Annotated in this window: 24 protein-coding genes; 12 read left to right on the forward strand and 12 right to left on the reverse strand. The window is 70.2% G+C overall.

Annotated elements, in window-relative coordinates; genetic code table 11:
• Positions 1-28: 28 nt before the first annotated feature.
• The 3 genes from DRV85_RS12410 to DRV85_RS12420 all read left to right on the forward strand — a co-directional run bounded on the left by DRV85_RS12410 (position 29) and on the right by DRV85_RS12420 (position 3,085).
• Positions 29-829, forward strand: a complete 801-nt coding sequence (locus DRV85_RS12410; protein ID WP_113289796.1) for a hypothetical protein — start codon at positions 29-31, stop codon at positions 827-829.
• Positions 826-1,761: a glycosyltransferase family 2 protein gene (locus DRV85_RS12415; RefSeq protein ID WP_113289797.1), complete on the forward strand. Its 936-nt coding sequence runs from the start codon at positions 826-828 to the stop codon at positions 1,759-1,761. Before DRV85_RS12410 ends, DRV85_RS12415 begins: the two co-directional genes overlap by 4 nt.
• Before the next feature lie 118 nt (positions 1,762-1,879).
• Positions 1,880-3,085, forward strand: coding sequence for a DegT/DnrJ/EryC1/StrS family aminotransferase (locus DRV85_RS12420; protein ID WP_233495503.1), 1,206 nt, complete (start codon positions 1,880-1,882; stop codon positions 3,083-3,085).
• A gap of 3 nt (positions 3,086-3,088) precedes the next feature.
• Here DRV85_RS12420 and phaR read toward each other — a convergent pair whose 3' ends face one another.
• The 3 genes from phaR to DRV85_RS12435 form a co-directional block, all read right to left on the reverse strand.
• Positions 3,089-3,646 (reverse strand): polyhydroxyalkanoate synthesis repressor PhaR, encoded by a 558-nt coding sequence (gene phaR / locus DRV85_RS12425; protein ID WP_113289799.1) that lies wholly within the window; start codon positions 3,644-3,646, stop codon positions 3,089-3,091.
• A gap of 128 nt (positions 3,647-3,774) precedes the next feature.
• Positions 3,775-4,236, reverse strand: coding sequence for a phasin family protein (locus DRV85_RS12430; RefSeq protein WP_113289800.1), 462 nt, complete (start codon positions 4,234-4,236; stop codon positions 3,775-3,777).
• A gap of 135 nt (positions 4,237-4,371) precedes the next feature.
• On the reverse strand, positions 4,372-6,165 hold the full coding sequence (locus DRV85_RS12435) for a PHA/PHB synthase family protein (protein ID WP_113289801.1): 1,794 nt from the start codon (positions 6,163-6,165) through the stop codon (positions 4,372-4,374).
• A gap of 133 nt (positions 6,166-6,298) precedes the next feature.
• Here DRV85_RS12435 and phaZ point away from each other — a divergent pair, with 133 nt between their 5' ends.
• On the forward strand, positions 6,299-7,561 hold the full coding sequence (gene phaZ, locus DRV85_RS12440; protein ID WP_113289802.1) for a polyhydroxyalkanoate depolymerase: 1,263 nt from the start codon (positions 6,299-6,301) through the stop codon (positions 7,559-7,561).
• Here phaZ and DRV85_RS12445 read toward each other — a convergent pair.
• The 4 genes from DRV85_RS12445 to DRV85_RS12460 all read right to left on the reverse strand — a co-directional run bounded on the left by DRV85_RS12445 (position 7,558) and on the right by DRV85_RS12460 (position 11,388).
• Positions 7,558-7,818: a hypothetical protein gene (locus tag DRV85_RS12445; RefSeq protein WP_233495504.1), complete on the reverse strand. Its 261-nt coding sequence runs from the start codon at positions 7,816-7,818 to the stop codon at positions 7,558-7,560. The genes phaZ and DRV85_RS12445 overlap by 4 nt on opposite strands.
• Positions 7,815-8,711: an RNA polymerase sigma factor RpoH gene (gene rpoH, locus DRV85_RS12450; RefSeq protein WP_113289803.1), complete on the reverse strand. Its 897-nt coding sequence runs from the start codon at positions 8,709-8,711 to the stop codon at positions 7,815-7,817. The genes DRV85_RS12445 and rpoH overlap by 4 nt, the downstream gene beginning before the upstream one ends.
• 201 nt (positions 8,712-8,912) lie before the next feature.
• Positions 8,913-10,355, reverse strand: coding sequence for a cardiolipin synthase (cls, locus tag DRV85_RS12455; protein ID WP_113289804.1), 1,443 nt, complete (start codon positions 10,353-10,355; stop codon positions 8,913-8,915).
• Positions 10,345-11,388 carry an RluA family pseudouridine synthase gene (locus tag DRV85_RS12460; RefSeq protein ID WP_113289805.1) on the reverse strand — a complete coding sequence of 348 codons (1,044 nt, stop codon included), beginning with the start codon at positions 11,386-11,388 and terminating at the stop codon, positions 10,345-10,347. The genes cls and DRV85_RS12460 overlap by 11 nt, the downstream gene beginning before the upstream one ends.
• Between DRV85_RS12460 and DRV85_RS12465 the strand changes: the two genes are divergently transcribed.
• Complete coding sequence (locus tag DRV85_RS12465) at positions 11,387-11,692, forward strand: DUF6476 family protein (protein ID WP_113289806.1); 306 nt, start codon at positions 11,387-11,389, stop codon at positions 11,690-11,692. The two genes, DRV85_RS12460 and DRV85_RS12465, sit on opposite strands and share 2 nt — an antisense overlap.
• Positions 11,693-11,741: 49 nt before the next feature.
• On the opposite strand, the gene DRV85_RS12470 is transcribed toward DRV85_RS12465, so the two are convergent.
• Positions 11,742-12,191 carry a nucleoside deaminase gene (locus tag DRV85_RS12470; RefSeq protein WP_113289807.1) on the reverse strand — a complete coding sequence of 150 codons (450 nt, stop codon included), beginning with the start codon at positions 12,189-12,191 and terminating at the stop codon, positions 11,742-11,744.
• A 62-nt stretch (positions 12,192-12,253) separates the two neighbouring features.
• On the opposite strand from DRV85_RS12470, the gene DRV85_RS12475 reads away from it, so the two are divergent.
• Genes DRV85_RS12475 through DRV85_RS12490 form a run of 5 tightly spaced genes read left to right on the forward strand, consistent with a single transcriptional unit; the run spans position 12,254 to position 16,476 of the window.
• Entirely contained in the window at positions 12,254-13,138 is an 885-nt protein-coding gene (locus DRV85_RS12475) for a pseudouridine synthase (RefSeq protein WP_199525921.1), read from the forward strand.
• Positions 13,139-13,191: 53 nt separating this feature from the next.
• Positions 13,192-13,401: a hypothetical protein gene (locus DRV85_RS19395; protein ID WP_199525923.1), complete on the forward strand. Its 210-nt coding sequence runs from the start codon at positions 13,192-13,194 to the stop codon at positions 13,399-13,401.
• Positions 13,401-14,315 (forward strand): 5-bromo-4-chloroindolyl phosphate hydrolysis family protein, encoded by a 915-nt coding sequence (locus tag DRV85_RS12480; protein WP_113289808.1) that lies wholly within the window; start codon positions 13,401-13,403, stop codon positions 14,313-14,315. Before DRV85_RS19395 ends, DRV85_RS12480 begins: the two co-directional genes overlap by 1 nt.
• An 11-nt stretch (positions 14,316-14,326) precedes the next feature.
• Entirely contained in the window at positions 14,327-15,532 is a 1,206-nt protein-coding gene (locus DRV85_RS12485; RefSeq protein WP_113289809.1) for a toxic anion resistance protein, read from the forward strand.
• Between the two features lie 8 nt (positions 15,533-15,540).
• On the forward strand, positions 15,541-16,476 hold the full coding sequence (locus DRV85_RS12490) for a DUF2927 domain-containing protein (RefSeq protein WP_113289810.1): 936 nt from the start codon (positions 15,541-15,543) through the stop codon (positions 16,474-16,476).
• A 44-nt stretch (positions 16,477-16,520) separates the two neighbouring features.
• On the opposite strand, the gene DRV85_RS12495 is transcribed toward DRV85_RS12490, so the two are convergent.
• From DRV85_RS12495 to meaB, 4 genes are all read right to left on the reverse strand, one after another.
• Entirely contained in the window at positions 16,521-17,009 is a 489-nt protein-coding gene (locus DRV85_RS12495; RefSeq protein ID WP_113289811.1) for a copper chaperone PCu(A)C, read from the reverse strand.
• A gap of 47 nt (positions 17,010-17,056) precedes the next feature.
• Entirely contained in the window at positions 17,057-17,404 is a 348-nt protein-coding gene (locus DRV85_RS12500; RefSeq protein ID WP_113289812.1) for a hypothetical protein, read from the reverse strand.
• A gap of 181 nt (positions 17,405-17,585) precedes the next feature.
• Positions 17,586-17,879, reverse strand: coding sequence for a 50S ribosomal protein L28 (gene rpmB, locus DRV85_RS12505; RefSeq protein ID WP_113289813.1), 294 nt, complete (start codon positions 17,877-17,879; stop codon positions 17,586-17,588).
• A gap of 183 nt (positions 17,880-18,062) precedes the next feature.
• Positions 18,063-19,034, reverse strand: coding sequence for a methylmalonyl Co-A mutase-associated GTPase MeaB (meaB, locus tag DRV85_RS12510; protein ID WP_113289814.1), 972 nt, complete (start codon positions 19,032-19,034; stop codon positions 18,063-18,065).
• A gap of 118 nt (positions 19,035-19,152) precedes the next feature.
• Here meaB and hrpB point away from each other — a divergent pair, with 118 nt between their 5' ends.
• Both hrpB and DRV85_RS12520 read left to right on the forward strand, forming a co-directional pair.
• Positions 19,153-21,606, forward strand: coding sequence for an ATP-dependent helicase HrpB (gene hrpB / locus DRV85_RS12515; protein ID WP_113289815.1), 2,454 nt, complete (start codon positions 19,153-19,155; stop codon positions 21,604-21,606).
• 155 nt (positions 21,607-21,761) lie between these two features.
• Positions 21,762-22,220: an NUDIX hydrolase gene (locus DRV85_RS12520; RefSeq protein ID WP_113289816.1), complete on the forward strand. Its 459-nt coding sequence runs from the start codon at positions 21,762-21,764 to the stop codon at positions 22,218-22,220.
• Positions 22,221-22,260: the final 40 nt, after the last annotated feature.

Consider the following 22,260-nt stretch of genomic DNA (forward strand, 5'->3'; position numbering starts at 1 on the left):
CCCCGATGGCGTCACGAAAGGCGCAGCGATGGACGAGCGCGACGAGCGATGCACCTATCCCGGCGGTATCGCCGCGGTCCTGGAGGAAATGGACGCGCGGCGCGATCCGCTCGCCTTCGCCGAGGGAGAGGCCTTGCCGCCGTCCGACGTGGCTCTCGCACCGCTCAAGGCCGCCCGCGTCCCCGCGCCCGATCAGGATCCCGAGCGGCGCGCGCCGATCGCCTCGCCCAATCGGCGCAAGTTCCTGGCGCTGCGCGAGGAGCTTCAGGGCCATTCCGAGCTGGCCTGTCTGCACGGCCTGCTCGTCGCGCACCTGAGAAAGGCCGCGCAACCGCCGCACACCGCGGCGCTTTTCGTGCGCCTGTGGACCGAAGAGGCCGACCACCTGCTCGAAGAGCTCGACCTACGCTGGCAGGTCTCGGCGCTGACCACCTTCGGCGAGCATGGCGCGACGGAAGCGCAGCGCACGGTGGGCGAGGCGCTGTCGGTGCTCTGCGGCATGATGAAGCTCTACGAGACAGAGCGGCGCTATTCCGGCTTCGGCGCCTCCAAGAGCTTCCGTCTGAAGAGGCGGAGCCGTGCCTCGCTGCCGCTCGACATGGACCCCTTTTCGCTCGACGCGGGCGGGCTCGACATGAACATGCTGGGCCGTCTGTGGCGCATGGCGGAAGGAGACCGGGTCATCCGGCCGCTTGCGCACAACGTGCTGGACCGGCTGATGCACGACCCCCGCACCGTCTTTCGCCGGCTGCGCCGGATGCGGGTGCGCAAGGCGCGCCGGGCGGCGCGCGCGGCCCGCACCCAAGACGCAGCCCACTCCACCGGATGAGCGCCGCCGCCACCTGGGGCGTGATCGCCACGGTCAGGGCGCCGGATCGCGAGATCCTGGCCTTCGCCGCGCATCACCTCGAGCTGGGCGCGCACCGGCTCTACCTCTACCTCGACGCGGACGCTCGGGAGGCGCAGGCGCGGCTCGCCGCGCATCCGAAGATCCGCGTGGTGCGCACCGACGACGCCTGGTGGGCGAAGCGGAAGGGCCGGCCCGAGAAGCATCAGTCGCGGCAGTTCGTCAACGCGCGGCACGCGCTCAACCGGCGGGCGGACTGCGACTGGCTCGCGCATATCGACGTGGACGAGTTCCTTTGGCCGGAACGCGACATCGGGGCGACGCTGGCCGCGCTGCCGGCGGACTGCCTCACCGCACGAGTGCGCCCGATCGAGGCGCTCGCCCCGCCCGCGGGCGGCCCGCCGGTGCATTTCAAGGCGACCCACGCCGAGCGTACGGCTCGGCAGGCGGCGGCGGAACGGGTCTATGGCGCCTGGGCCGCGCATCTGCCCGGCGGCTTTCTCAGCCATGTTCAGGGCAAGCTCTTCATCCGCACGGGCCACGGGCTGAAGCTCAAGATTCACAATGCCTGGCTGGGCGACACAGAGAATCCCGGGCTGCGCGAACTCGCGGGCGTGCGGCTCTGCCACCTGCACGCGCCTTCGTGGGAGGCCTTCCACGCGCATTATCGCTATCGCCTGTCGCAGGGCTCCTACCGCGCCGAACTGCGCCCGCAGGCCTCGCGCGCCGGGCTGAACCTGCACGCCCTGTTCCGCAGGATCGAAGCGGAGCGCGGCGCGGCGGGACTGCGCGCCTTCTTCGAGGAGGTGGCCGTGGCGCACCCGCCGCTGCTCGCCCGGCTCGAGGCCGAAGGCTTGCTGCATCGCTGCGACCTGGCGCTCGACGAGACGCGCGCGCGGCATTTCCCCGACTGACGCAGCGCGGCCGATGCGCCACAACCCTGCGACATCTTTGCAATTGATCGATTCAGGGCTTTGGCGCGGGGCCGGTCAGATTTAGAGTTTGCAAAAGTCGGATTTGGGAAATCGAAACATGAAGGATCACGCCGCCCCCGCGATGCCCGACACGCATCAGGCCGAACCGATCCCCGAGGCCGCGCGGGCCGAGATCGAGCGCCTTCTGCTCTCGGGCGATCTGTTCCGCTACACGGCGCCCGAGGATGCCCCCGTCGCGCTGCTGGAGCGGGAGTTCGCCGCGCTGATGGGCGTGCGCTTCGCGCTCGCGGTGTCGAGTTGCTCCGCCGCACTGTTCCTGTCGCTCAAGGCGCTGGGCCTGCCGCGCGGGGCGCGCGTGCTGATCCCCGGCTTCACCTTCGCCGCCGTGCCCTCGGCCATCGTCCATGCCGACTGCGTGCCGGTGCTCTGCGAAGTGGGGATGGACTATCGCATTGATCTCGACGACTTCGCGGTGAAGCTGCCGGGGGTGGACGCGGTGATGATCTCGCACATGCGGGGCCACACCAGCGACATGGACCGCATCATGGAGTTCGCTGAGGCGCAGGGCGTGCCGGTCGTCGAGGACGCGGCGCATTCGCTCGGCACGCTCTGGGACGGGCGCAGGATCGGCACCATCGGCCGCGTCGGCTGCTTCAGCTTCCAGAGCTACAAGCTGGTGAACGGCGGCGAGGGCGGCATGCTGATTACCGACGACGCCGACCTGGTGGCGCGGGCGGTCATCATGTCCGGCGCCTACGAGCACAACTGGAAGAAGCACGGCGCGCTGCAGGCGCCCTTCGAGACGTGGCAGAACAAGCTGCCGCTCTACAACATGCGGATGTCGAACCTGGCCGCCGCGGTGATCCGCCCGCAGCTGGCCGAGATTCCGCGCAGGGTGCGTGACGGCCGCGCCGGGCACGACTTCGTGGCGGAGCGGCTGAACGAAAGCCCCTGGATCGCCGTGCCGCCGGCACTCCCCAAGGAGGAGCGCGCGCCCGATTCGATCCAGTTCAACCTTGTCGGCATGACGCGCGAGGCGCGCGCCGCTTTCGCCGAAGCCGCCGACCGGCGCGGCGTGAAAGTGCAGGTCTTCGGCCTGAGCCGCGACAACGCGCGCGCCTTCTGGAACTGGGAGTTCCTGCCCGAGCAGGTGGAGCTGCCGCGCACCCGCGCGATGCTGGAGGTCGCCTGCGACGTGCGCCTGCCGGCGCGCCTGTCGCGGGACGAGCTCGAGGCCATCGCCGAGGCGCTGGTCGCCGCGGCGGAGGAGGTCATGGCGCCGGAGCGCGCCTACGGCACGTGACGCTCAGCTCAGCTTGTCGAGCTTCGACTTCATCTCGGCGAGCTGGCGGCGCATCTCCTCGAGCTCTTCCTTCTCGTCGCGCCCCTCGGCGCCGCTCTCTTCGGGGGCCGGCCCCGACCAGTTGCCCATGCCGCCGGTCATCGCCTTGAGAAAGGCCTCCTGCTGGGCGCGCACGGCCTCGTAACCCGGCATGGCCGACATGGGGTTCATCTTTTCCATGTTCTCCATCATCTTCGACTGGCTGTCGCGGAACATCTCGAAGGACATGGCGAGGAACTGCGGCATCATCGACTGCGCGCTGTCGGTGTAGCTGCGCACCAGATCGGTGAGCACGTTGATGGGCAGGACGTTCTCGCCCTTCGACTCATGCTCCGCGATGATCTGGAGAAGGTATTGCCGCGTCAGGTCGTCGCCGGACTTCAGGTCCACGATCTGCACGTCGCGGCCCGCACGGATGAACCCCGCGATGTCCTCGAGCGTGACGTAATCGCTGGTCTCGGTGTTGTAGAGCCGGCGGCTCGCGTAGCGCTTGATGAGCAGCGGTTTCTGGGTCTCGGCCACGCGCTCCCCCTCCCGGAATGCGGCATTGCGGCGAAAGCGTAGTTGACGTGCCGACAAAATGAAAGGGCGGGCGTGCCGCCTGGCACCCCGCCCTCGTCCGGTTGCTCCGAGTCACCCCCGGAGGCGGCTCACTTGGCCGCGGTGGAGGCCTTCTTGGCCGCCGTCGTCATGTCGGAGGTGGCCTTCTTCATCGCCGCGGAGGCGTCCTCGGAGAAGTCCTTGCCGGCCGCCATCATCAGCTCGACGGTGTCCATCTGGACCTTCTTCGCGATCTCGGCGAAGGCGGCCATGTGCTCGGCGGTGACTTCGGCCTGGGCCGAGGCGAAATCGGTCATCGCCTTGGCGTAGTCGGCGGGCTCCGACTTGGCCTTGGTCATCTCGCCCATCTTGGTGAGCATGTCCTTCATCCACTTCGACTGCAGCTCGGTGGACTTCTCGGCGGCCTCGATCGCCACGTGGCTGAGCTTTTCGTTCAGCGTCGCGGCGGTCTTGAAGCTGTCTTCCATCGCGGCGGTGTCCACGGGGAAGGCGGACATCATGTCCTTCATCATCTGGGTCATGTCGGGGGTGGCGTTCTTGGCGGTGGCCATGGGTGCGATCCTCTCTCTTTCAGCGGTCCTGCGCCGGACCTTCCGGCTTCGGTGCTGACGGAAATATGATTGCTGCACCGCAGCATTTCAAGGGGAAATTGCTGCGGCGCAGCAATCTCATAAAATGCCGCAACGTCAATCTGTTGGCGGCGCCACCACATAGGCTCCGGGTGCATCGGCGAGCGGCGGATGCTCCGAATCACCGGGCTCGCGCGCCGGAACCCACTTGCCCGAGCGCTTCGCCAGCCAGGCCTCCCAGCGGGGCCACCACGAGCCCTCGTGGAACTCCGCCGTCTCGCGCCAGGCCGCATGATCGAGCGAAAGATCGCCGTTCGTGTAGTGGCCATACTTGCCCTTCGACGGGGGATTGACGATGCCCGCGATGTGCCCGGACTGCGACAGGATGAAGGTCTTGGACCGGCTGCCCATCTTCTGCACGCCGCGGTAGCAGTCCTTCCAGGCGGCGATGTGATCGGTCTCGCAGGTCACCGAGCAGAGCGGCACGTCCACGTCCTTCAGCCGCAGCCGCTCGCCGAAGAGATCGTAGCCCTCCTCGGCGAAGGCATTGTTCTGGCAGAGCCGGCGCAGATACTGAATGGCCATCTTCGCCGGCAGGTTGGCGCCGTCGCCGTTCCAGTAGAGCAGGTCGAAGGCGGGCGGCGTCTCGCCCATCATGTAGCTGCGGATCGCCGGCCCGTAGACCAGATCGCGCGAGCGCAGATAGGAGAAGGTGCGCGCCATGATGTGGCTGGCCAGAACGCCGTTCTTCTGCGCCTCTTCCTCGATCGCGTCCACGAAATCGTCCTGCAGGAAGGGGGTGAACTCTCCCTGATCCGAGAAATCCGTGAGGGCGGTGAGGAAGGTGGCCGACTTGATCGACTTGTCGCCGCGCTTCTTGAGCAGCGACAGCGTGAGCGCCAGCGTGGTGCCGGCGATGCAGTAGCCCACGACGTTGATCCGCTCCTGCCCGGTCATCGCCTTGACCTCGCGGATCGCGGCGAGGAAGCCGTCCTCGATGTAGTCCTCCATGCCGGTGTCCGCGTAGGAGGGGCCGGGATTGATCCAGCTCACCATGTAGAGCGTGTAGCCCTGCTCGGTCAGCCATTTGACGAGGCTGTTCTTGGGCTTGAGATCGAGGATGTAGAACTTGTTGATCCAGGGCGGGAAGATCAGCAGCGGCGTCTCGCGCTGCTGTTCGGTCGCCGGCGCATACTGGATGAGCTCCATCATGCGGTTGCGATAGACGACCTTTCCGGGCGAGGTGCCGATGTTCTCGCCCACCTGGAAGGCCTTCTCGTCGGCCAGACGCACCACGAGCGCGCCCTCGTTGGCCTCGAGATCCGCGACCAGGTTCTCGAGCCCCTTCACCAGGCTCTCGCCCTCGGTCTCCAGCGCCTTCTCGAGGGCGTCGGGGTTGGTGCCGAAGAAGTTGGTGGGCGACATCATCTCGACGATCTGGCGCGAGAAGTAGCGCAGCCGGCGCTTCTCGGTCTCGTCGAGGTCGTCGATCGCGGAGACGGCGTCGTCCACCGCCTGCGCGTAGATCATGTATTGCTGCTTGACGAAGTTGAAATAGGGGTGCGTCTTCCACAAAGGGTTGGAAAAGCGCGGGTCGTCGGGCGTCTCGTCCTCCGGCGGGTCGAGGCGGCCGTGCGCGAGCTGGTTCTGCGCCTCGATGAAATGCGCGAGCGACTTGCCCCACCAGGCCACCTGCTGCTCGAGCAGCTTGCCGGGGTTCTGCATCCACTCCACCCACCAGGCGGCCGCGGCCTTGGCGTAGAGGTCGCCGCCCGGCGCATGCAGGCCGGGATGCGAGGGCGGGCGACTGCCGAGCGCGCGGATCAGCCGCTGCGTCAGCTCCTCGACCTTCTTGAGGTTCTCCTGCATCCGGTCCGCCTGGACCTCTGCGGCGTTGTCTTCGGTTGTCATCCCAATGAATTCCACATATCGTCGCTGCTGTGCAGCGTAAGCTGCCGGGAGCGCCGGGGCAAAGAGGCTATATGTTCCGCTGCCCGCATGTATCGGCGGCGTTGTCCGGAGGGCCGGGCGAAAGGAGACCCTGATGCGTTACATGGCGACTTACGATCTCATGGAATCGATGCGTAACACAAACCAGTGGCTGGGTGCGACCGCCAAGGCCATTGCGGCGTATCCGGCCATGGCCATGACGCCGAATCCCTTCGTGCAGTGGATGGGGGCCTGGGGCGAGGTCACGGAACGCACCTTCGAGCGCATGATCGCCAAGCCCGACTGGGGTATCCGCACCTTCACCTGCGAGGACGGGCGCGACCATCTGGTGCGCGTGGACACGGTGATGGAGAAGCCCTTCGGCGATCTCATCCATTTTCATGTGGTCGGCCGGCCCGAACAGCCGCGCAAGATCCTGCTGGTCGCGCCCATGTCCGGCCATTACGCCACCCTGCTCCGCTCCACCGTCAAGAGCCTGCTGGTCAACTGCGAAGTCTACGTGACGGACTGGCACAACGCGCGCGACATTCCGGTGAGCTGCGGCAAGTTCGATGTCGAGGACTACACGCTCTACCTGACGGATTTCATGCGCGAGATGGGGCCCGACACGCATGTGATCGCGGTCTGTCAGCCCGCGCCTCTGGCGCTCGCCGCCACGGCGCATCTCGCCGAAGAGGATCCCGACGCCCAGCCCCGCACGCTCACGCTGATCGGCGGGCCGATCGACCCCGACGCGACGCCGACCGACGTGACCGATTTCGGCCGCCGCGTCACGATGGGCCAGCTCGAGGAGACGCTGATCCAGCGCGTGGGCTTCAAGTACAAGGGCGTCGGCCGAATGGTCTATCCTGGCCTGCTGCAGCTGGCCTCCTTCATGTCGATGAACGCCGATCGTCACAGCCGCGCCTTCCGCGACCAGATCCTGCGCGCCGCGCGCGGCGAGGCCTCGGATCACGATCCGCACAACCGCTTCTACGACGAATACCTCGCCGTCATGGACATGACGTCCGAGTTCTACCTCTCCACCGTGGACCGGATCTTCAAGCGGCGCGAGATCGCCAAAAACGCGTTCACCGTCGCGGGCAAGCCGGTGGATATCGGCAAGATCACCAATGTCGCGGTCAAGACGGTGGAGGGCGCCAAGGACGACATTTCGGCGCCCGGCCAATGCGTCGCCGCGCTCGATCTGCTGACGGGCCTGCCACCGGAAAAGAAGGCGAGCCACGTCGAGCCCGACGCCGGGCACTACGGCATCTTCGCCGGCAAGAGCTGGCGCAACAACATAAGGCCGCTGGTGCTCGATTTCATCGACGCCAACAGCGGGCCGGCCAGCCGTGCGACGGAGCGCGTGGCCTAGCGCGAGCGCGCCCGCCACGCCCTGAACCGTCGCCAGAGCGGCTGCACGTCCGTCGCCGCGACAGCGACGCCCAGAGGGATCATCCAGAAGCCCAGGATCGGCAAAAAGCCCAGAACGCCGCCTGCGATCAGCAGCAGCCCGACCGGCAGCCTTGTGCCCGGCGGCAGCCGTCGCCGCACCCACATGCGCCAGGCCCGCAGCCAGACCCGCCACCGCCGCCGGTCCGGCGCGGAGCCGCCCGGCCCCTCATCGGTCATGCCGGTGTCAGCATGCCCTTCTCGCGCGCGAGGGTCTGCATCCGTTCCTGCAGCTTCTCGAAGGCGCGCACCTCGATCTGGCGGATGCGCTCGCGGCTGACGCCGTATTGCCCGGAAAGCTCCTCCAGCGTCACCGGATCGTCGGTAAGCCGGCGCTGCGTGAGGATGTCCTTTTCGCGGTCGTTCAGGACGTCCATCGCCTCGGCCAGCAGCTCGCGCCGCTGCTCGAGCTCGTCGCGCTCTTCGTATTCGGTGGCCTGATCGGCCTCTTCGTCCTCGAGCCAGTCCATCCACTCGAGCGAGCCTTCGCCCTCCTGCCCCACCTGGGCGTTGAGCGAGGCGTCGCCGCCAGAAAGACGGCGGTTCATCGAGATCACCTCGTCCTCGGTCACGCCGAGGTCCGTCGCGATCTGCTTGACCGCCTCGGGACGCAGGTCGCCCTCTTCCAGCGCGCCGATGCGCGCCTTGGCCTTCCGCAGGTTGAAGAAAAGCTTCTTCTGCGCGCTGGTGGTGCCCAGCTTCACGAGGCTCCAGGACCGCAGGATGTATTCCTGGATCGAGGCGCGGATCCACCACATTGCATAGGTCGCGAGGCGGAAACCCTTTTCCGGGTCGAACCGCTTGACCGCCTGCATGAGGCCGACGTTCGCCTCCGAGATCACCTCGGCCGTGGGCAGGCCGTAGCCGCGGTAGCCCATCGCGATCTTGGCCGCGAGGCGCAGGTGCGAGGTCACGAGCTTGTGCGCCGCCTCCGTATCCTGATCCTCGACCCACCGCTTGGCGAGCATGTACTCTTCCTCTGGCTCCAGAAGCGGGAACTTCCGGATCTCCTGAAGATATCGGTTGAGCCCCTGTTCCGGGCTCGGCGCCGGCAGATTGCCGTAGTTCGCCATCGTTTCTCACCTCTCCTGCCGCCCCGCAATGTTGCGAGGCTTAACATACCTAGTGAACCACTCGGTTCACTTCAACCCCGACAGCGGTGCGGCTGTCATTGACCTGCCGCAATCCGCCCGCATCCGAAAGGAAAACCCGAAAAGGTGTCAGGGGTTTCACGCAGACGTGCTGACCTCCCCGGATTTTGTTTCAAACGCCGCTCACAACAGCGGCGCCATCGTCGCCATCAGGTTCTGCAGGGCGCGCCGGCCGGTGGACCAGCCGTCCACTTCGGCCCGGGTGACCGCATGCGACCGTCCGATGTAGGCCTGCTGGCGCGCGTCGAGCGCACCGACGAAGCCGGGGTCGGCGGCGAGCAGCGAGTTCTCGAAATTGAGCTCGAAGCTGCGGCGGTCGAGATTGGCCGAACCGATCAGCGCGACCTGCCCGTCCATCGTGATGATCTTGGAATGCAGCAGCCCGTCGGGATACTCGAAGATCTCGACCCCCGCGCGCAGGAGCTGCTGGAAATAGCTCCGGCTCGCGAGGCCGACGACGAAGCTGTCGTTGCGCTGCGGCAGAATCATCGTCACATGCACGCCGCGCAGAGCGGCGGCGCAGATCGCCTGCTGCACCATCTCGTTGGGCACATAATAGGGCGTCGTCACGATCAGCCGCTCGCGCGCCCCGGCGAAGAGCGCCGCCGCCGTGTCGGGAACCGCCTCGAAGCCGTCGTCGGGCCCCGTCCCCATCGCCACGGCCGTCACCTTGCCGTCCGGCATCTCGCCGGCCGCGCGGTCGAGCATGGCGCTGAGATCCTCGCCGGTGTGCAGTTCCCAGTCCTCGGCGAAGAGCCGCTGCATCTGCCAGGCGACCGGCCCTTCCATCCGCGCCATCACGTCCACCCAGGGCGCGTATTTCGCCTTGGGCAGAAAGGCGGCGTCGGCGCAGTTCTGGCTGCCGACATAGGCGATGCGACCGTCGATCACCGCGATCTTGCGGTGATTGCGGATGTCCACGCGCGCGAAGAACATGTGCAGCAGCGCGACCCGGAACCCGAAGGCGAGCCCGGTTTGCACGCCGGCCTCCGAAAGCTCCGCCCACGCCCTCGACTGCGCCAGCTTGCGCGAGCCCAGCGCGTCCACCATGACCCGGCAGGTCACGCCCCGCGCCGCCGCGCGGCGCACCGCCTCGAGCACGCGGGTGCCGTTGGCATCCTCGAGCCAGATGTAGAACAGCAGATGCACCTGCGCCTCGGCCGCGTCGATGTCGGCGACAAGACGCGCGATGGCGTCGTCGCTGTCCTGCGCGATCTCGGCGGTGTTGCCGGCGACCGGATCGAACCCGTTGGAGGCCGCGGCCCGCGCGAAGGCCTGCCCCGCCGGCAGAACGCCGGGCGGCACGGGCGCCACCCCAGGCACGGTCCGCGGCAGGCGCGCCTCGATCGCCTTGAGCTGTTCGAGCTTGTAGCGCCCGAAATCGACCTCGCCGAAGAGGAAGTAGAGCACGATCCCCACGCCCGGCAGCGCGAAGACGCAGATGATCCAGGCCAGCCGCGCCGCCGGCGCCCGGCGCTCGCGCAGCAGGATGCGGAACAGCGTGGCGATCTGCGCCGCGAAGAAGGCCAGCACAACCACCAGGATGAGCAGAGCGCTACCGTCCATCCGCCCTCTCTCCCCGCAGCGCGGCCAGAAGTCCAGCCATATCCGGCGGAAGAGGCGCCTCGAATCGTATGGCCGCGCCGGTCGAGGGATGGCGGAAGCCCAGCACCGCGGCGTGCAGCGCCTGTCGGGGAAACCCCGCCGCCGCCTCCGCCGCGCCGGGCGGCAGGGCGCGCGCCGAGAGCTTGCGCCGCCCGCCGTAGAGCGGGTCGCCGATCAGCACGTGCCCGACATGCGCCAGATGCACGCGGATCTGATGCGTGCGCCCCGTCTCCAGCCAGCATTCGAGAAGCGCCGCCGCGGGCGGCGTGCCGAAGACCTCGGCCACGCGCGCGCGGGTGACGGCATGGCGTCCGCCCGCGCGCCGCACCGCCTGACGCTGGCGGTCCTGCGGGTGCCGCCCGAGCGGCGCGGAGATGCGCAGGACGCCGCCCGGCTCGGCGGACACGCCCGCGATCCCCAGAAGCCGCGGCTCCGCTGGGTTCGGCACGCCGTGCACCGCCGCGCGATAGAGGCGCTCGACGCTGTGCGCCGCGAACTGCCGGGCGAGCTCCTGATGCGCGTGGTCGGTCTTGGCCGCGACGAGAACGCCGCTTGTGTCCTTGTCGAGCCGGTGCACGATGCCCGGCCGCTCCTCTCCCCCGATCCCGGAGAGGCTGTCGCCGCAATGCCACATCAGCGCGTTGACCAGCGTGCCGGAGGGCGTGCCCGGGGCCGGGTGCACTGCCATGCCGGCCGGCTTGTCGATCACGATCAGTTCCGAGTCCTCGTGGAGCACCGCGATCGGGATCGGCTCGGCCGCCAGATCCTCGCGCGGGCGCAGGCTCAGCGCGATCTCGACCTCGGCGCCGGGCACGCTCCGCGCCGCCGGGTCCGTCGCCACCTGCCCGCCCACGCGCACCGCGCCCTCGGCGATGAGCTTCGCCAGGCGCGACCGCGAAAGCGCCGCCTCGGGTGGCGCGCAGGCCGAAAGCGCCTTATCAAGGCGGGGCGGCGGATCGTCGCCAAGGCGGAAGCGGACGGTCTCGACAGCCATGAAAGAGGCGCCCCGGGAAGAAGAGGAACCCGCGCAGCTCAGGCTGCTGCGCCGGCTGGTCACCGTGCTCACGGCGACCATGATCGTGGGGCTTCTAGTCGTGATCGGCCTGCTTGTCATCCGCCTGACGGACCGCACGCCCGCCCTGCCGGAGAGCATCGCCCTGCCCGACGGCGCTGCGGCGGTGGCGCTCACGCAGGGGCCGGGATGGTATGCCGTGGTCACCGACGACGACCGCATCCTGATCTTCGACCGCGACACGGGGGCGCTGCGTCAGAGCGTTCGGGTGGACACGGGCGGATGAGCCGGCCCGCGGTGCCGTGGGCCGCACGGCAGCGGACGCGTGGCCACCGCTAGCGCCGATCCGCGAAGAAGGCGCGCAACAGCGCCGCGGCTTCCCGCTCGGCGAGGCCTTCGTAGATCTCTGGGCAGTGGTGCGCCTGGGCCCGGGCGAAGACCCGCGCGCCATGCGCCACGCCGCCGGATTTCGGGTCCGCCGCGCCGTAGTAGAGCCGGTCGATCCGCGCGAGCGCGATGGCCTGGGCGCACATCGCGCAAGGCTCAAGCGTGACGTAGAGCGCGTGCCCCGGCAGCCGTTCGGAGCCCGCCGCGGCGCAGGCGGCGCGCAGTGCGAGGATCTCCGCGTGCGCAGTGGGATCGGTGAGTTCGCGGGTGCGGTTTCCGGCCCGCGCGACCACCCGGCCCGCTGGATCGACCACCACGGCGCCCACCGGCACCTCGCCGCGGGCGGCGGCGGCGCGCGCCTCTTCGAGCGCGGCGTGCATGTGCGTGCGAAACGGCATGTCGCGGATTAGGGGCGGACGCGCAGCTTGCGCAAGGGGCGCGTGAGGCCTAGAGCCGGGGCATGGGGCGCAGCGACGACACTTCCAGGGCAGGTGAACGGATCGCCAAGGTGCTGGCCCGCGCGGGCGTGGCGAGTCGGCGCGAGGCCGAGCGGCTGATCGCCGAGGGCCGCGTGACCGTCAACGGCCGCCGCATCGAACGTGCGGCGCTCAACGTCATCTCCTCCGACCGCATCGCCGTGGACGGGCGCGAACTCGGCGCGCCGGAGCCGGTGCGCCTGTGGCTCTATCACAAGCCCGCGGGCCTCGTGACCACCACCAGGGACGAACAGGGCCGGCCCACGGTCTTCGACGAGCTCCCCGAGGACATGCCGCGGGTGATGAGCGTGGGCCGGCTCGACCTCAATTCCGAGGGACTCCTGCTGCTCACCAACGACGGCGCGGTGAAGCGGCGGCTCGAGCTGCCCTCGACGGGCTGGACGCGGCGCTACCGCGTGCGCGTGAAGGGCCGGCCCGACGACGCGCGGCTGGAGCCGTTGCGCCGGGGGCTCGAACTCGACGGCGAGCGGTTTCAGCCGATGACCGTGCGGATCGACCGCCAGCAGGGCGCCAACGCGTGGCTCACCATCGGCCTGCGCGAGGGGAAGAACCGCGAGATCCGCCGCGCGATGGAGGCGGTGGGCCTCTCGGTCAACCGGCTGATCCGGGTGAGCTACGGCCCCTTCCAGCTGGGCGAACTGAAGCCGGGCGCAGTGGAGGAGGTCAAGCCGCGCATCCTGCGCGACCAGCTGGGACTCTCCGACGAGGGATCGGAGCCGGCGCAGAAGCGGCGTCGCCTGAAACCCGTGGCGAAGACGCGGGCCTCGCGCGGTGCGCGCGCCGGCGCGCCGGACGGCAAGTCGCCCGGGACGGGCGGCGGATCGCGCGGCAAGGGTCGCCGCACCTAGCCCTCTGCGGCGGGAATGCCTATGTTGGCCCCGCCATCCGGAGGGAGCGCCGCGTGTCACGCCTGATCCTCGTTCTCCTGCTCGCCGCGGTTCTCACCGCGGCCGCCGCGATCGCGGTCTCGCTCGTGTCCGAGACCGGCGAGCGCACGGGCCGCGCGATGGGGCGGCCCGGCGGGCGGCTCAACGCCGTGCAGCGGGCGGCCTACGTGCTGCTCATGGCGGTCATGCTGGGCACGGCGGCAGGCTGGCTGGGGTCGGAGTGATGGCGCAGCGCTACGGCGGCAGATACAGCCCCGATCCCCGCCCCGATGATCCCGAGACGCGGGACGCGGCAAAGCGCCTCTCGACCGCGCCCACCCGCTATCGCATCGACCCGGCGGGCGCGCGGGTGAACTTCCTCTATCTGCCGGCGGCGGTGCTGGCCTTCGTGTCGCTGGGCGGCGGGCCGGAGCGGCTGGCGCTGGGGCTCGTCGGCGCGGCGCTCTGGGCGCTCGCGGCCTGGCTCACGCGCGAGGGGCTGAGAGCCGAGGCAGCCTATCACGACCGTAAGGTCGCGCGCCGCCCCGCCCTGCCCCGCAAGCTGCTGGCGAGCCTCCTGACAGGCGCGGGCACCGCCATCGCGGCCGGGGTCACCGGGACGGACCTCCTTGGCGCGGCGCTCTACGGCGTCATCGGCATGGCGCTTCACGTCACCGCCTTTGGCATCGACCCCCTGTCAGACAAGGGCGTGGCCGGCGTGGACCAGTTCCAGCAGGACCGCGTCGCCCGTGCGGTCGAGGAGGCCGAGCGCCATCTCGAGGAGATGCGCCGCACCGTCGCGCGCCTGGGCGACCGGCACCTCGAGGGACGCGTGGCCCGCTTCGAGACGGCGGCGCAGGATCTCTTCCGCACAGTGGAGAACGACCCGCGCGATCTGACCTCGGCGCGGCGCTTCCTGTCCGTCTATCTGATGGGCGCACGCGATGCGACGACGAAATACGCCGAGATCGCCGAGCGCGGCCCGAACGACTCGGCCCGCCGCGACTATCTGGCGCTTCTCGACGATCTGGAGGAGAATTTCGCCGCGCGGACACGGAAACTCTTGCAGAACGACCGCGCCGACCTGAACGTCGAGATCGAGGTGCTGCGGGACCGTCTGAGACGGGAAGGGCTGCGGACCGGGTACAGCGAGGAATGAGGAACACGGGTATGTCCGACAAGGTGCGTTCGCAGGCCGAGGAAGCGACAGGGCTGGTCGAGGAGGTGGCTTCCGTGACCCTGCCCGATCCCCAGGAGGCCGGCTCGGTCACGCCGCTCGAGCAGGCCGACCCGCAGACCTCGGCCGAAATCCGCCGCCGCATGGACGAGATCGACATGCGCGACACCAACTCCATCGTCGCCTTCGGATCGACCGCGCAGGCCGAACTGCAGGAGATCAGCCAGGCCATGCTGGCCGACGTCCGCAACAAGGACGTGGGGCCCGCCGGCGACTCGCTGCGCGGCATCGTGACCACCATCCGCGGCTTTTCCGTCTCCGAGCTCGACGTGCGTCGCGAGCGGACCCTGTGGGAGCGGCTGCTGGGCCGGGCGGCCCCCTTCGCCAAGTTCACCGCCCGCTATGAGGAAATCCAGTCGCAGATCGACCGGATCACGGAGGATCTGCTCAAGCACGAGCACACCCTGCTCAAGGACATCAAGTCACTCGATCACCTTTACGAGAAGACGCTCGCCTTCTACGACGAGCTCGCGCTCTACATCGCCGCCGGGGAGGCGAAGCTTCGCGAGCTCGACTCCAACGACATCCCCGAACGGGAACAGGCGGTGCAGGACGCCCCCGAGGGCGAGCAGGTGATGAAGGCGCAGGAGCTGCGCGACCTGCGCGCCGCGCGCGACGATCTGGAACGGCGGGTGCACGACCTCAAGCTGACCCGCCAGGTCACGATGCAGTCGCTGCCCTCGATCCGGCTGGTGCAAGAGAACGACAAGAGCCTGGTGACCAAGATCAACTCGACGCTGGTCAACACGGTGCCGCTGTGGGAGACGCAGCTTGCGCAGGCGGTGACGATCCAGCGCTCGGCCGAGGCCGCGGCGGCGGTGAAGGAGGCCACCGACCTGACCAACGAGCTTCTGACCGCCAACGCCGAGAATCTGCGCGAGAGCAACCGCGCGATCCGCCAGGAGATGGAGCGCGGCGTGTTCGACGTGGAGGCGGTGAAGAAGGCCAACGACGACCTCATCGCCACGATTCAGGAAAGCCTGCAGATCGCGGACGAGGGCAAGTCGCGCCGGGCCGCCGCGGAGGAAGAGCTGCAGAAGATGGAGGCCGAATTGCGCGACACGCTCGCCTCGGCCAAGGCCCGCGCCGGGGGCGGCGGACAGGCCGCCGGGTCCGGAGAGGAGACCTCGACGGCGTGAGCCTCGTCATGCGCCTTCGCCCCCTGCTGGCCGTGTCTGCGCTGGCGCTTCTCGCCGCCTGTGAGCCCGCGCCGCCCCCGCCGCCGGCGGCCGCGGAAGACGCCGGCGTTCCCGTGCGCCCGGACCCTGACCCCGTCCGCCGATCCGACGAAAGCCGCGCGCTCGCCGCCTATTACACCCGCCTTCAGCAGGATCTGCTCGCGCGGGGGCTTCTGCGCACCGATGGCGGCGGGCCGGACACGCCCTACGGCGCCCGCGAAATCCTGGAGAATTTCGAGCGGATCGCCTTCTACGACGAATATGCGCGCGGCGCCGGGCTGACCCGCGCCTCCTTCGCGCCGAGCCGACTGAAACGCTGGCCGGGGCCGGTGCGCATGACGATGGAGTTCGGCGCGACCGTCCCGCTCGCGCAACGCACGCGCGACGAGAACGAACTGCGCGCCTATGCCGCGCGCCTTGCGCGCGTCACCGGGCACCCGATTTCCGTCTCCGATCCCGCCCGGGCCAACTTTCACGTGCTCGTCATGGGCGAGGACGATCGCCCCGAGACGATCCGGCGAATCCGCGAGCTGGTGCCGAACATCGACACCGACGCCCTCGACATCTTCCGCCGGCTGCCGCGCGCGATCCATTGCCTCGTGCTCGCCTTCGCGGACGAGCCGGATCACTACACGCGCGCCATCGCCTTCATCCGGGCGGAACACCCCGATCTGCTGCGCCGCTCGTGCATTCACGAAGAGGTCGCGCAGGGATTGGGGCTGTCCAACGACAGCCCCCGCGCGCGGCCCTCGATCTTCAACGACGACGACGAGTTCGCGCTGCTGACCAGCCACGACGAGGTGCTGCTGCGGATGCTTTACGATCCGCGTCTCAGCCCCGGCATGCGCCTCGAAGAGGCCCGCCCCATCCTGCGCGAGATCGTGGCGGAGCTGGTCGGAAGCTGAGGTGACGCGGCGCCGTCCCCGGCACGGACAGCGCCGCGCGGCGGTCAGTTCATGGACTGGCCGTGACCATGCCCCATGCCCTGGCCGTTCATCGGCTGACGCTCGAGGTCCACGGGCACCTCGACCTCGATCGGGCCGGCCTCTTCGAATTCGAGCGTCAGGGTCACGACATCGCCCTGCTCGAACGGCTCCGCGAGGCCCAGGAACATGACGTGCCGCCCGCCGCGCGCGAGCATCAGCGTCTCGCCCGCGGGCAGCGCGAAGCCCTCCTCGACGTGGATCATGCGCATCACGCCCATGTCGTCCTCGCGGTGGGTGTGAAGCTCGGTGCGCTCGGCCACGTCCGAGGCGGCGCCGATCAGGCGGTCGTCCTGTCCGCTGTGATTCTCGATCACCATGAAGGCCGCGCCCGAGGCGGCCATCGCGCCCGAGCTGCGGGCGTAGGCGTCCTTGACCGTGATGCCGTCCATCGCGGCGGCGGGAAGGGCTGCCAGCGTCATCGCGCCGGCGAGAAGAAGGGTCTTGAGCGGCATGGGCCGTCTCCTCTGTCACGAAATATCCGGAATCGGTGTGTCGCGTGTCAGAGGCGGCGCGGCGGGTCGCGCGCGCAGGAGGGCCGCTGGCGATGGCCAAGCGGCGCAGGAAGGGCGGCGAAGGCCCGCGCGGCCGCGAAGAGCGCCGGGTGGGCCTTGGCGACCATCTCGGGCGGCGCCGGTGCGGCGAGCCCCGCGACCGCGTCGGGGCAGACATGCGGCGGCCCCACCGGATCGCCCTGGCTGTCCACACGGACGGTGACCAGCCCCCCGCCGGCGCAGATCACGATCGCGCCCGCCGCCGCGGGTTGACCGCGCGCGACGGCTGCGGCCTGCGCCGTGACGACGAGCGTCAGCGCGAGGAATAGAGCCAGAAAAGGCGACCTATGCGGCATGACAGCGGCCCTAGCATGCCGGGCACGCCCGTTCCATGCGACAGACTGGACTTGGCGAAGGGCGGAGCGGCGCACGCCGAGCGTCATGCCATCGCCACCACTTCCAGCGTGGCGCGGTCCTGCGTGCAGCGTCAGCCGGGAACGTCGGAGCGCGTGGAAGAACGGCGAAGCGGGCCGGCTGTCAGGCCTCGGCCGTGCTGCGGGCCGCCTCGATCTCGCGCTTGATCTTCAGCGCCTTGGGCGAGAGATCCTCATCCTTCGCCCTGGCGAGAAACGCGTCCAGGCCGCCGCGGTGATCGACCGTGCGCAGCGCCGACGCCGAGATACGCAGCTTCACGCCGCGGCCCAGTGCTTCGGACTGCAGCGTGACGTCGTTCAGGTTCGGCAGGAAACGGCGCTTGGTCTTGTTGTTGGCGTGGCTGACGTTGTTGCCCACCATCGGGCCTTTTCCGGTCAGTTCGCAGCGGCGCGACATGGCATCCTCGTGGCTTGCGAGACGTGGCTCGACGAAAAGGGGCGCCGCCCGGCCCACGGCGGGGGCGCCCGGAAACTCGTCCGCGCCTTCAACACCAAGGCCCCCGGGGTGTCAACCCGGAATCCGCCAGCGGTGGGGGCGGCCCTGCGCAGTTCATGCCCCGGATGAAACGCCCACCCGCGGTCAGAGCTCCGCCAGGATTTCCGCCGCCGCACCCTCGGGCGTCATCTCGCCCGCGCGCACGCGCTCGGTCATCTCGGTCATCCGCGCGCGCGTCTCGGGATCGCGCGTAAGCCGCGCGAGCAACCCCTCGCGCACCTCCGCGGCGAACCATGACGCCGCCTGCGCCGCGCGACGCGCCTCGAAATGGCCCTGCGCGCGCCGCCAGTCGGCCAGCGCCTGCATCTCCGCCCAGGCTTCGGCGAGCCCCGCGCCGGTATGCGCCGAGACGGTGAGCGCCTTGGGAAAGCCCTCGGGATCCTCGGGGCGCTTGCGCAGCAGCCGCAGCGCGCCCGCGTAGTCCGCGCAGGTCCGCACCGCCGCCGCCTCGAGCGCGCCGTCGGCCTTGTTGACGAGGATCAGGTCGGCCATCTCCATGATGCCGCGCTTCACGCCCTGAAGCTCGTCCCCGCCGGCCGGCGCGAGCAGCAGAACGAAGAGATCCGACATCTCGGCCACGGCCGTCTCGGACTGGCCGACGCCCACGGTCTCGATCAGCACCACGTCGAAGCCGGCGGCCTCGCACAGCGCCACCGCCTCGCGGGTGCGCCGGGCCACGCCGCCCAGCTGGCGCTGCGCCGGCGACGGCCGGATGAAGGCCGCGGGCGACCGCGACAGCCGCTCCATCCGCGTCTTGTCGCCGAGGATCGAGCCGCCGGTGCGCGCGCTCGAGGGGTCCACGGCGAGCACCGCCACCTTCAGCCCCTTTTCGGTGAGCATGAGCCCGAAGGCCTCGATGAAGCTCGACTTGCCCACGCCCGGCGTGCCCGAAAGCCCGATCCGCAGCGCCTCGCGGCCGGTGCCCTTGAGCGCCTCGAGCAGGGCCACCGCCTTCGCGCGGTGGTCCTCGCGCCCGCTTTCGACGAGCGTGATCGCGCGGGCGAGCGCGCGGCGATCCCCCTCGGCAATGGCGCGGGCGAGCGTGTCGATCTCCATGCGCAGCCTCCCCTTCGGCGCGCCGAGATGACCCGAGCGGCGGGGGCCTGTCCACCCCTCGCGGCGGGCGACGCGCGCCCTCTGGACGCCGCGCCGCACGAGCCCGATAACGGCGGCAATGCCGCAGGCCCTGCCCATAGACGCCGCGCTGCCCGATCTGCTGGAGGCGCTCGCGCGCGACCGGCGCGCGGTGCTCGAGGCCCCGCCCGGCGCGGGCAAGACGACCCGCGTGCCGCTCGCGCTGCTCGAGGCGGGCCTGGCCGAAGGCCGCATCGTCATGCTCGAACCGCGGCGGATCGCCGCCCGCGCCGCGGCCGAGCGCATGGCCGAAACCCTGGGAGAGCGCGTCGGGCAGCGGGTGGGCTTCCGCATCCGGGGCGAGAGCGCGGTCTCCGACGCCACGCGGATCGAGGTGGTCACGGAGGGCGTGCTCACCCGGATGATCCAGTCGGACCCGGAGCTGTCCGGCATCGGCGCGGTGATCTTCGACGAGATCCACGAACGCTCGCTCAATGCCGATCTGGGCCTCGCGCTGTGCCTCGAGGTCGCCTCCGCGCTGCGCGAGGATCTCGTCCTGCTGGCCATGTCCGCCACGCTCGAGACGGCGGCGCTCGCGGAGCTGATGGCGGCGCCGGTGGTGCGCGCCGAAGGCCGGAGCTTTCCCGTCGAGACCCGCTGGCTCGACAGACCGCTTGCCGCGGGCGCAAGGTTCGAGCCCGCCGTCGCCGATCTGGTGGCGCGCGCCGTGGCGGAGACCGAGGGCGGCGTGCTCGTGTTCCTGCCCGGCGAGGGCGAGATCCGGCGCGTGCAGGCGGCGCTCGACGGGCGGCTGCCGCCGGACTGCGTGATCCGTCCGCTCTACGGCGCATTGCCGCTCGACCGGCAGCGCGCGGCGATCCGGCCGGAACGGCGGGGGCGCAAGATCGTGCTCTCGACCGCCGTGGCCGAAACCTCGCTCACCATCGAGGACATCCGCGTGGTGGTCGATGGCGGCCGCGCGCGGCGGGCGCGGTTCGACCCCGGCTCCGGCATGTCGCGGCTGCTGACCGAACGGGCGACGCGCGCCGAGGCCACGCAGCGCGCCGGTCGCGCCGGCCGCGTCGCACCGGGGGTCGCCTACCGTCTCTGGTCGAGAGGCGAGGAGGGCGCGCTCGCCGCCCACCCGCCGGCCGAGATCGAGGCCGCCGATCTTGCCGGGCTGGCGCTGGAACTCGCGCTCTGGGGCGCGGCGCCCGAAGCGCTGCCGTTTCTCACCCCTCCTCCGCCGACCGCCTACGCCGAGGCCGTTGCGCTCTTGCAGCTTCTCGGCGCGCTCGACGCGGCCGGCCGCATCACCGCGCACGGCCGGACTCTCGCCGCGCTGCCGCTCCACCCGCGGCTCGGGCACATGCTCGTGAGCGCAGGGCGGGCCGCGGCGCCGCTCGCGGCCCTGCTCGCCGAGCGCGACCCCCTGCCCCGCGATGCGCCGGTGGACCTCTCGCTGCGGCTCGAGGCGCTGCGCGACCCGGCCCGCTTCGCCGCCGAGCGCGCGTGGCAGCCGCGGCGCGCCACCCTCGACCGCATCGGCGCCGAGGCGGCGCGCCTGGCGAAGGCCGCACCGCGCGAGGGCACGCAAGCGGCGCTTTCGCCCGGCGCGATGGCGGCGCTGGCTTATCCGGACCGCATCGGGCTGCGGCGCAAGGGGACAGCGCCGCGCTTTCTGCTCTCGGGCGGCAAGGGCGCGGTCCTGCCGGAAGAGGATCCGCTTGCAGGCCAGCGGCTGATCGTGGCGACCGATCTCGACGGCGACCCGCGCGAGGCGCGCATCCGTCAGGCCGCGCCCGTGTCGGAGGGCGAGCTGCGCGCGCTCTTCGCCGACCGAATCGGCTGGAGAGACGTCTGCGAATGGTCGCGGCGCGCGCGGCGGGTCGTCGCGCGGCAGCAGGAACGGCTGGGCGCCATCGCGCTCGATGACCGCGTCTGGCGCGATGCGCCGCAGGACGCCGTGGCGCGCGCGATGCTCGAGGGCATACGTGATCTGGGGCTGTCCCCCTCGGCGGCCGCGCGGCGCTTTCAGGCGCGCGTCGCGCTCGGGCGCGCGGCCGGGCTCGACCTGCCCGACCTTTCCGACGCCGCGCTGATGGCGACGCTCGAGGACTGGCTGCTGCCGTTCCTGGGGGGCGTGCGCACCGCAGAGGACTGGAAGCGGTTCGACATGCTCCCGGCGCTGGAAGCCTGTCTCGACTGGCCGCAGCGGCAGGCGCTCGATCGCGCCGTGCCCGCAAGCTTCGAGACGCCGCTCGGCCGCGAGGTGCCCATCGACTATTCCGGCGAGACTCCGGAAATCGCCCTGCGTCTGCAGGAGATGTTCGGACAGGCGGCGCATCCGCAGGTCGCGGGCCGCCCGCTTCGGATCACGCTGCTGTCGCCGGCGGGGCGTCCGCTTCAGACCACGACCGACCTGCCGGGGTTCTGGGCCACGTCCTATGCCGAGGTGCGCAAGGAGATGCGCGGCCGGTATCCGAAACATCCCTGGCCGGAGGATCCGCTGGACGCCGCGCCGACGCTCCGAACGAAACGAAAGCGTGGCTGACCGAACGCGTGCCCGGCGCGTTTTTGCGCAATGGAGCACAGTTTCGAGGGTTCGGCGTCGCGCTCGCGCAGCGTGCGCTTTACTTTGCAGTAACTCAAACGTATATACGTCCATCCAACGTCGGGATCCAACCCGGCGCGAGCAGGAAGCACGCCATGACCCGCCCTCCCGGCGACAACTGGAGCGGATACTCCGACGCGGCCGCCGCCGGCGCCCTGCACCGTCAGGTCGCCGCGATCTGCCATCGCGGGCGCGACGCGGGCCGCGAGGTGCTTCTCGTCACCAGCCGCGGCACGGGTCGCTGGGTGCTGCCGAAGGGCTGGCCCATCGAAGGACTCGACGCCCCCGGAAGTGCGCGACAGGAAGCCTGGGAAGAGGCCGGCGTGATCCCCGCCGATGGTCCCGTGGCGCCCGTGGGGCAGTATCGCTACTTCAAGCGCGACAAGGGGCGGTGCGGCCTCTGGATCGAGGTCCAGGTCTTCAGCCTGCCGGTGGCGCGGCTGTCCGCCCATTTCCCCGAGGAGGATCAGCGCAGGCGCGCCTGGATGTCCCCGGAGGAGGCCGCGCGGGCGGTGGAGGAGCCCGATCTCGCCGCGCTGATCGCAAGCTTCTGAACGGCGCCGTGCCGGGCGCCGCGATGCGGCCGCCGCCCGT

The organism is Rhodosalinus halophilus, from assembly GCF_003298775.1.
Classification (GTDB): domain Bacteria; phylum Pseudomonadota; class Alphaproteobacteria; order Rhodobacterales; family Rhodobacteraceae; genus Rhodosalinus; species Rhodosalinus halophilus.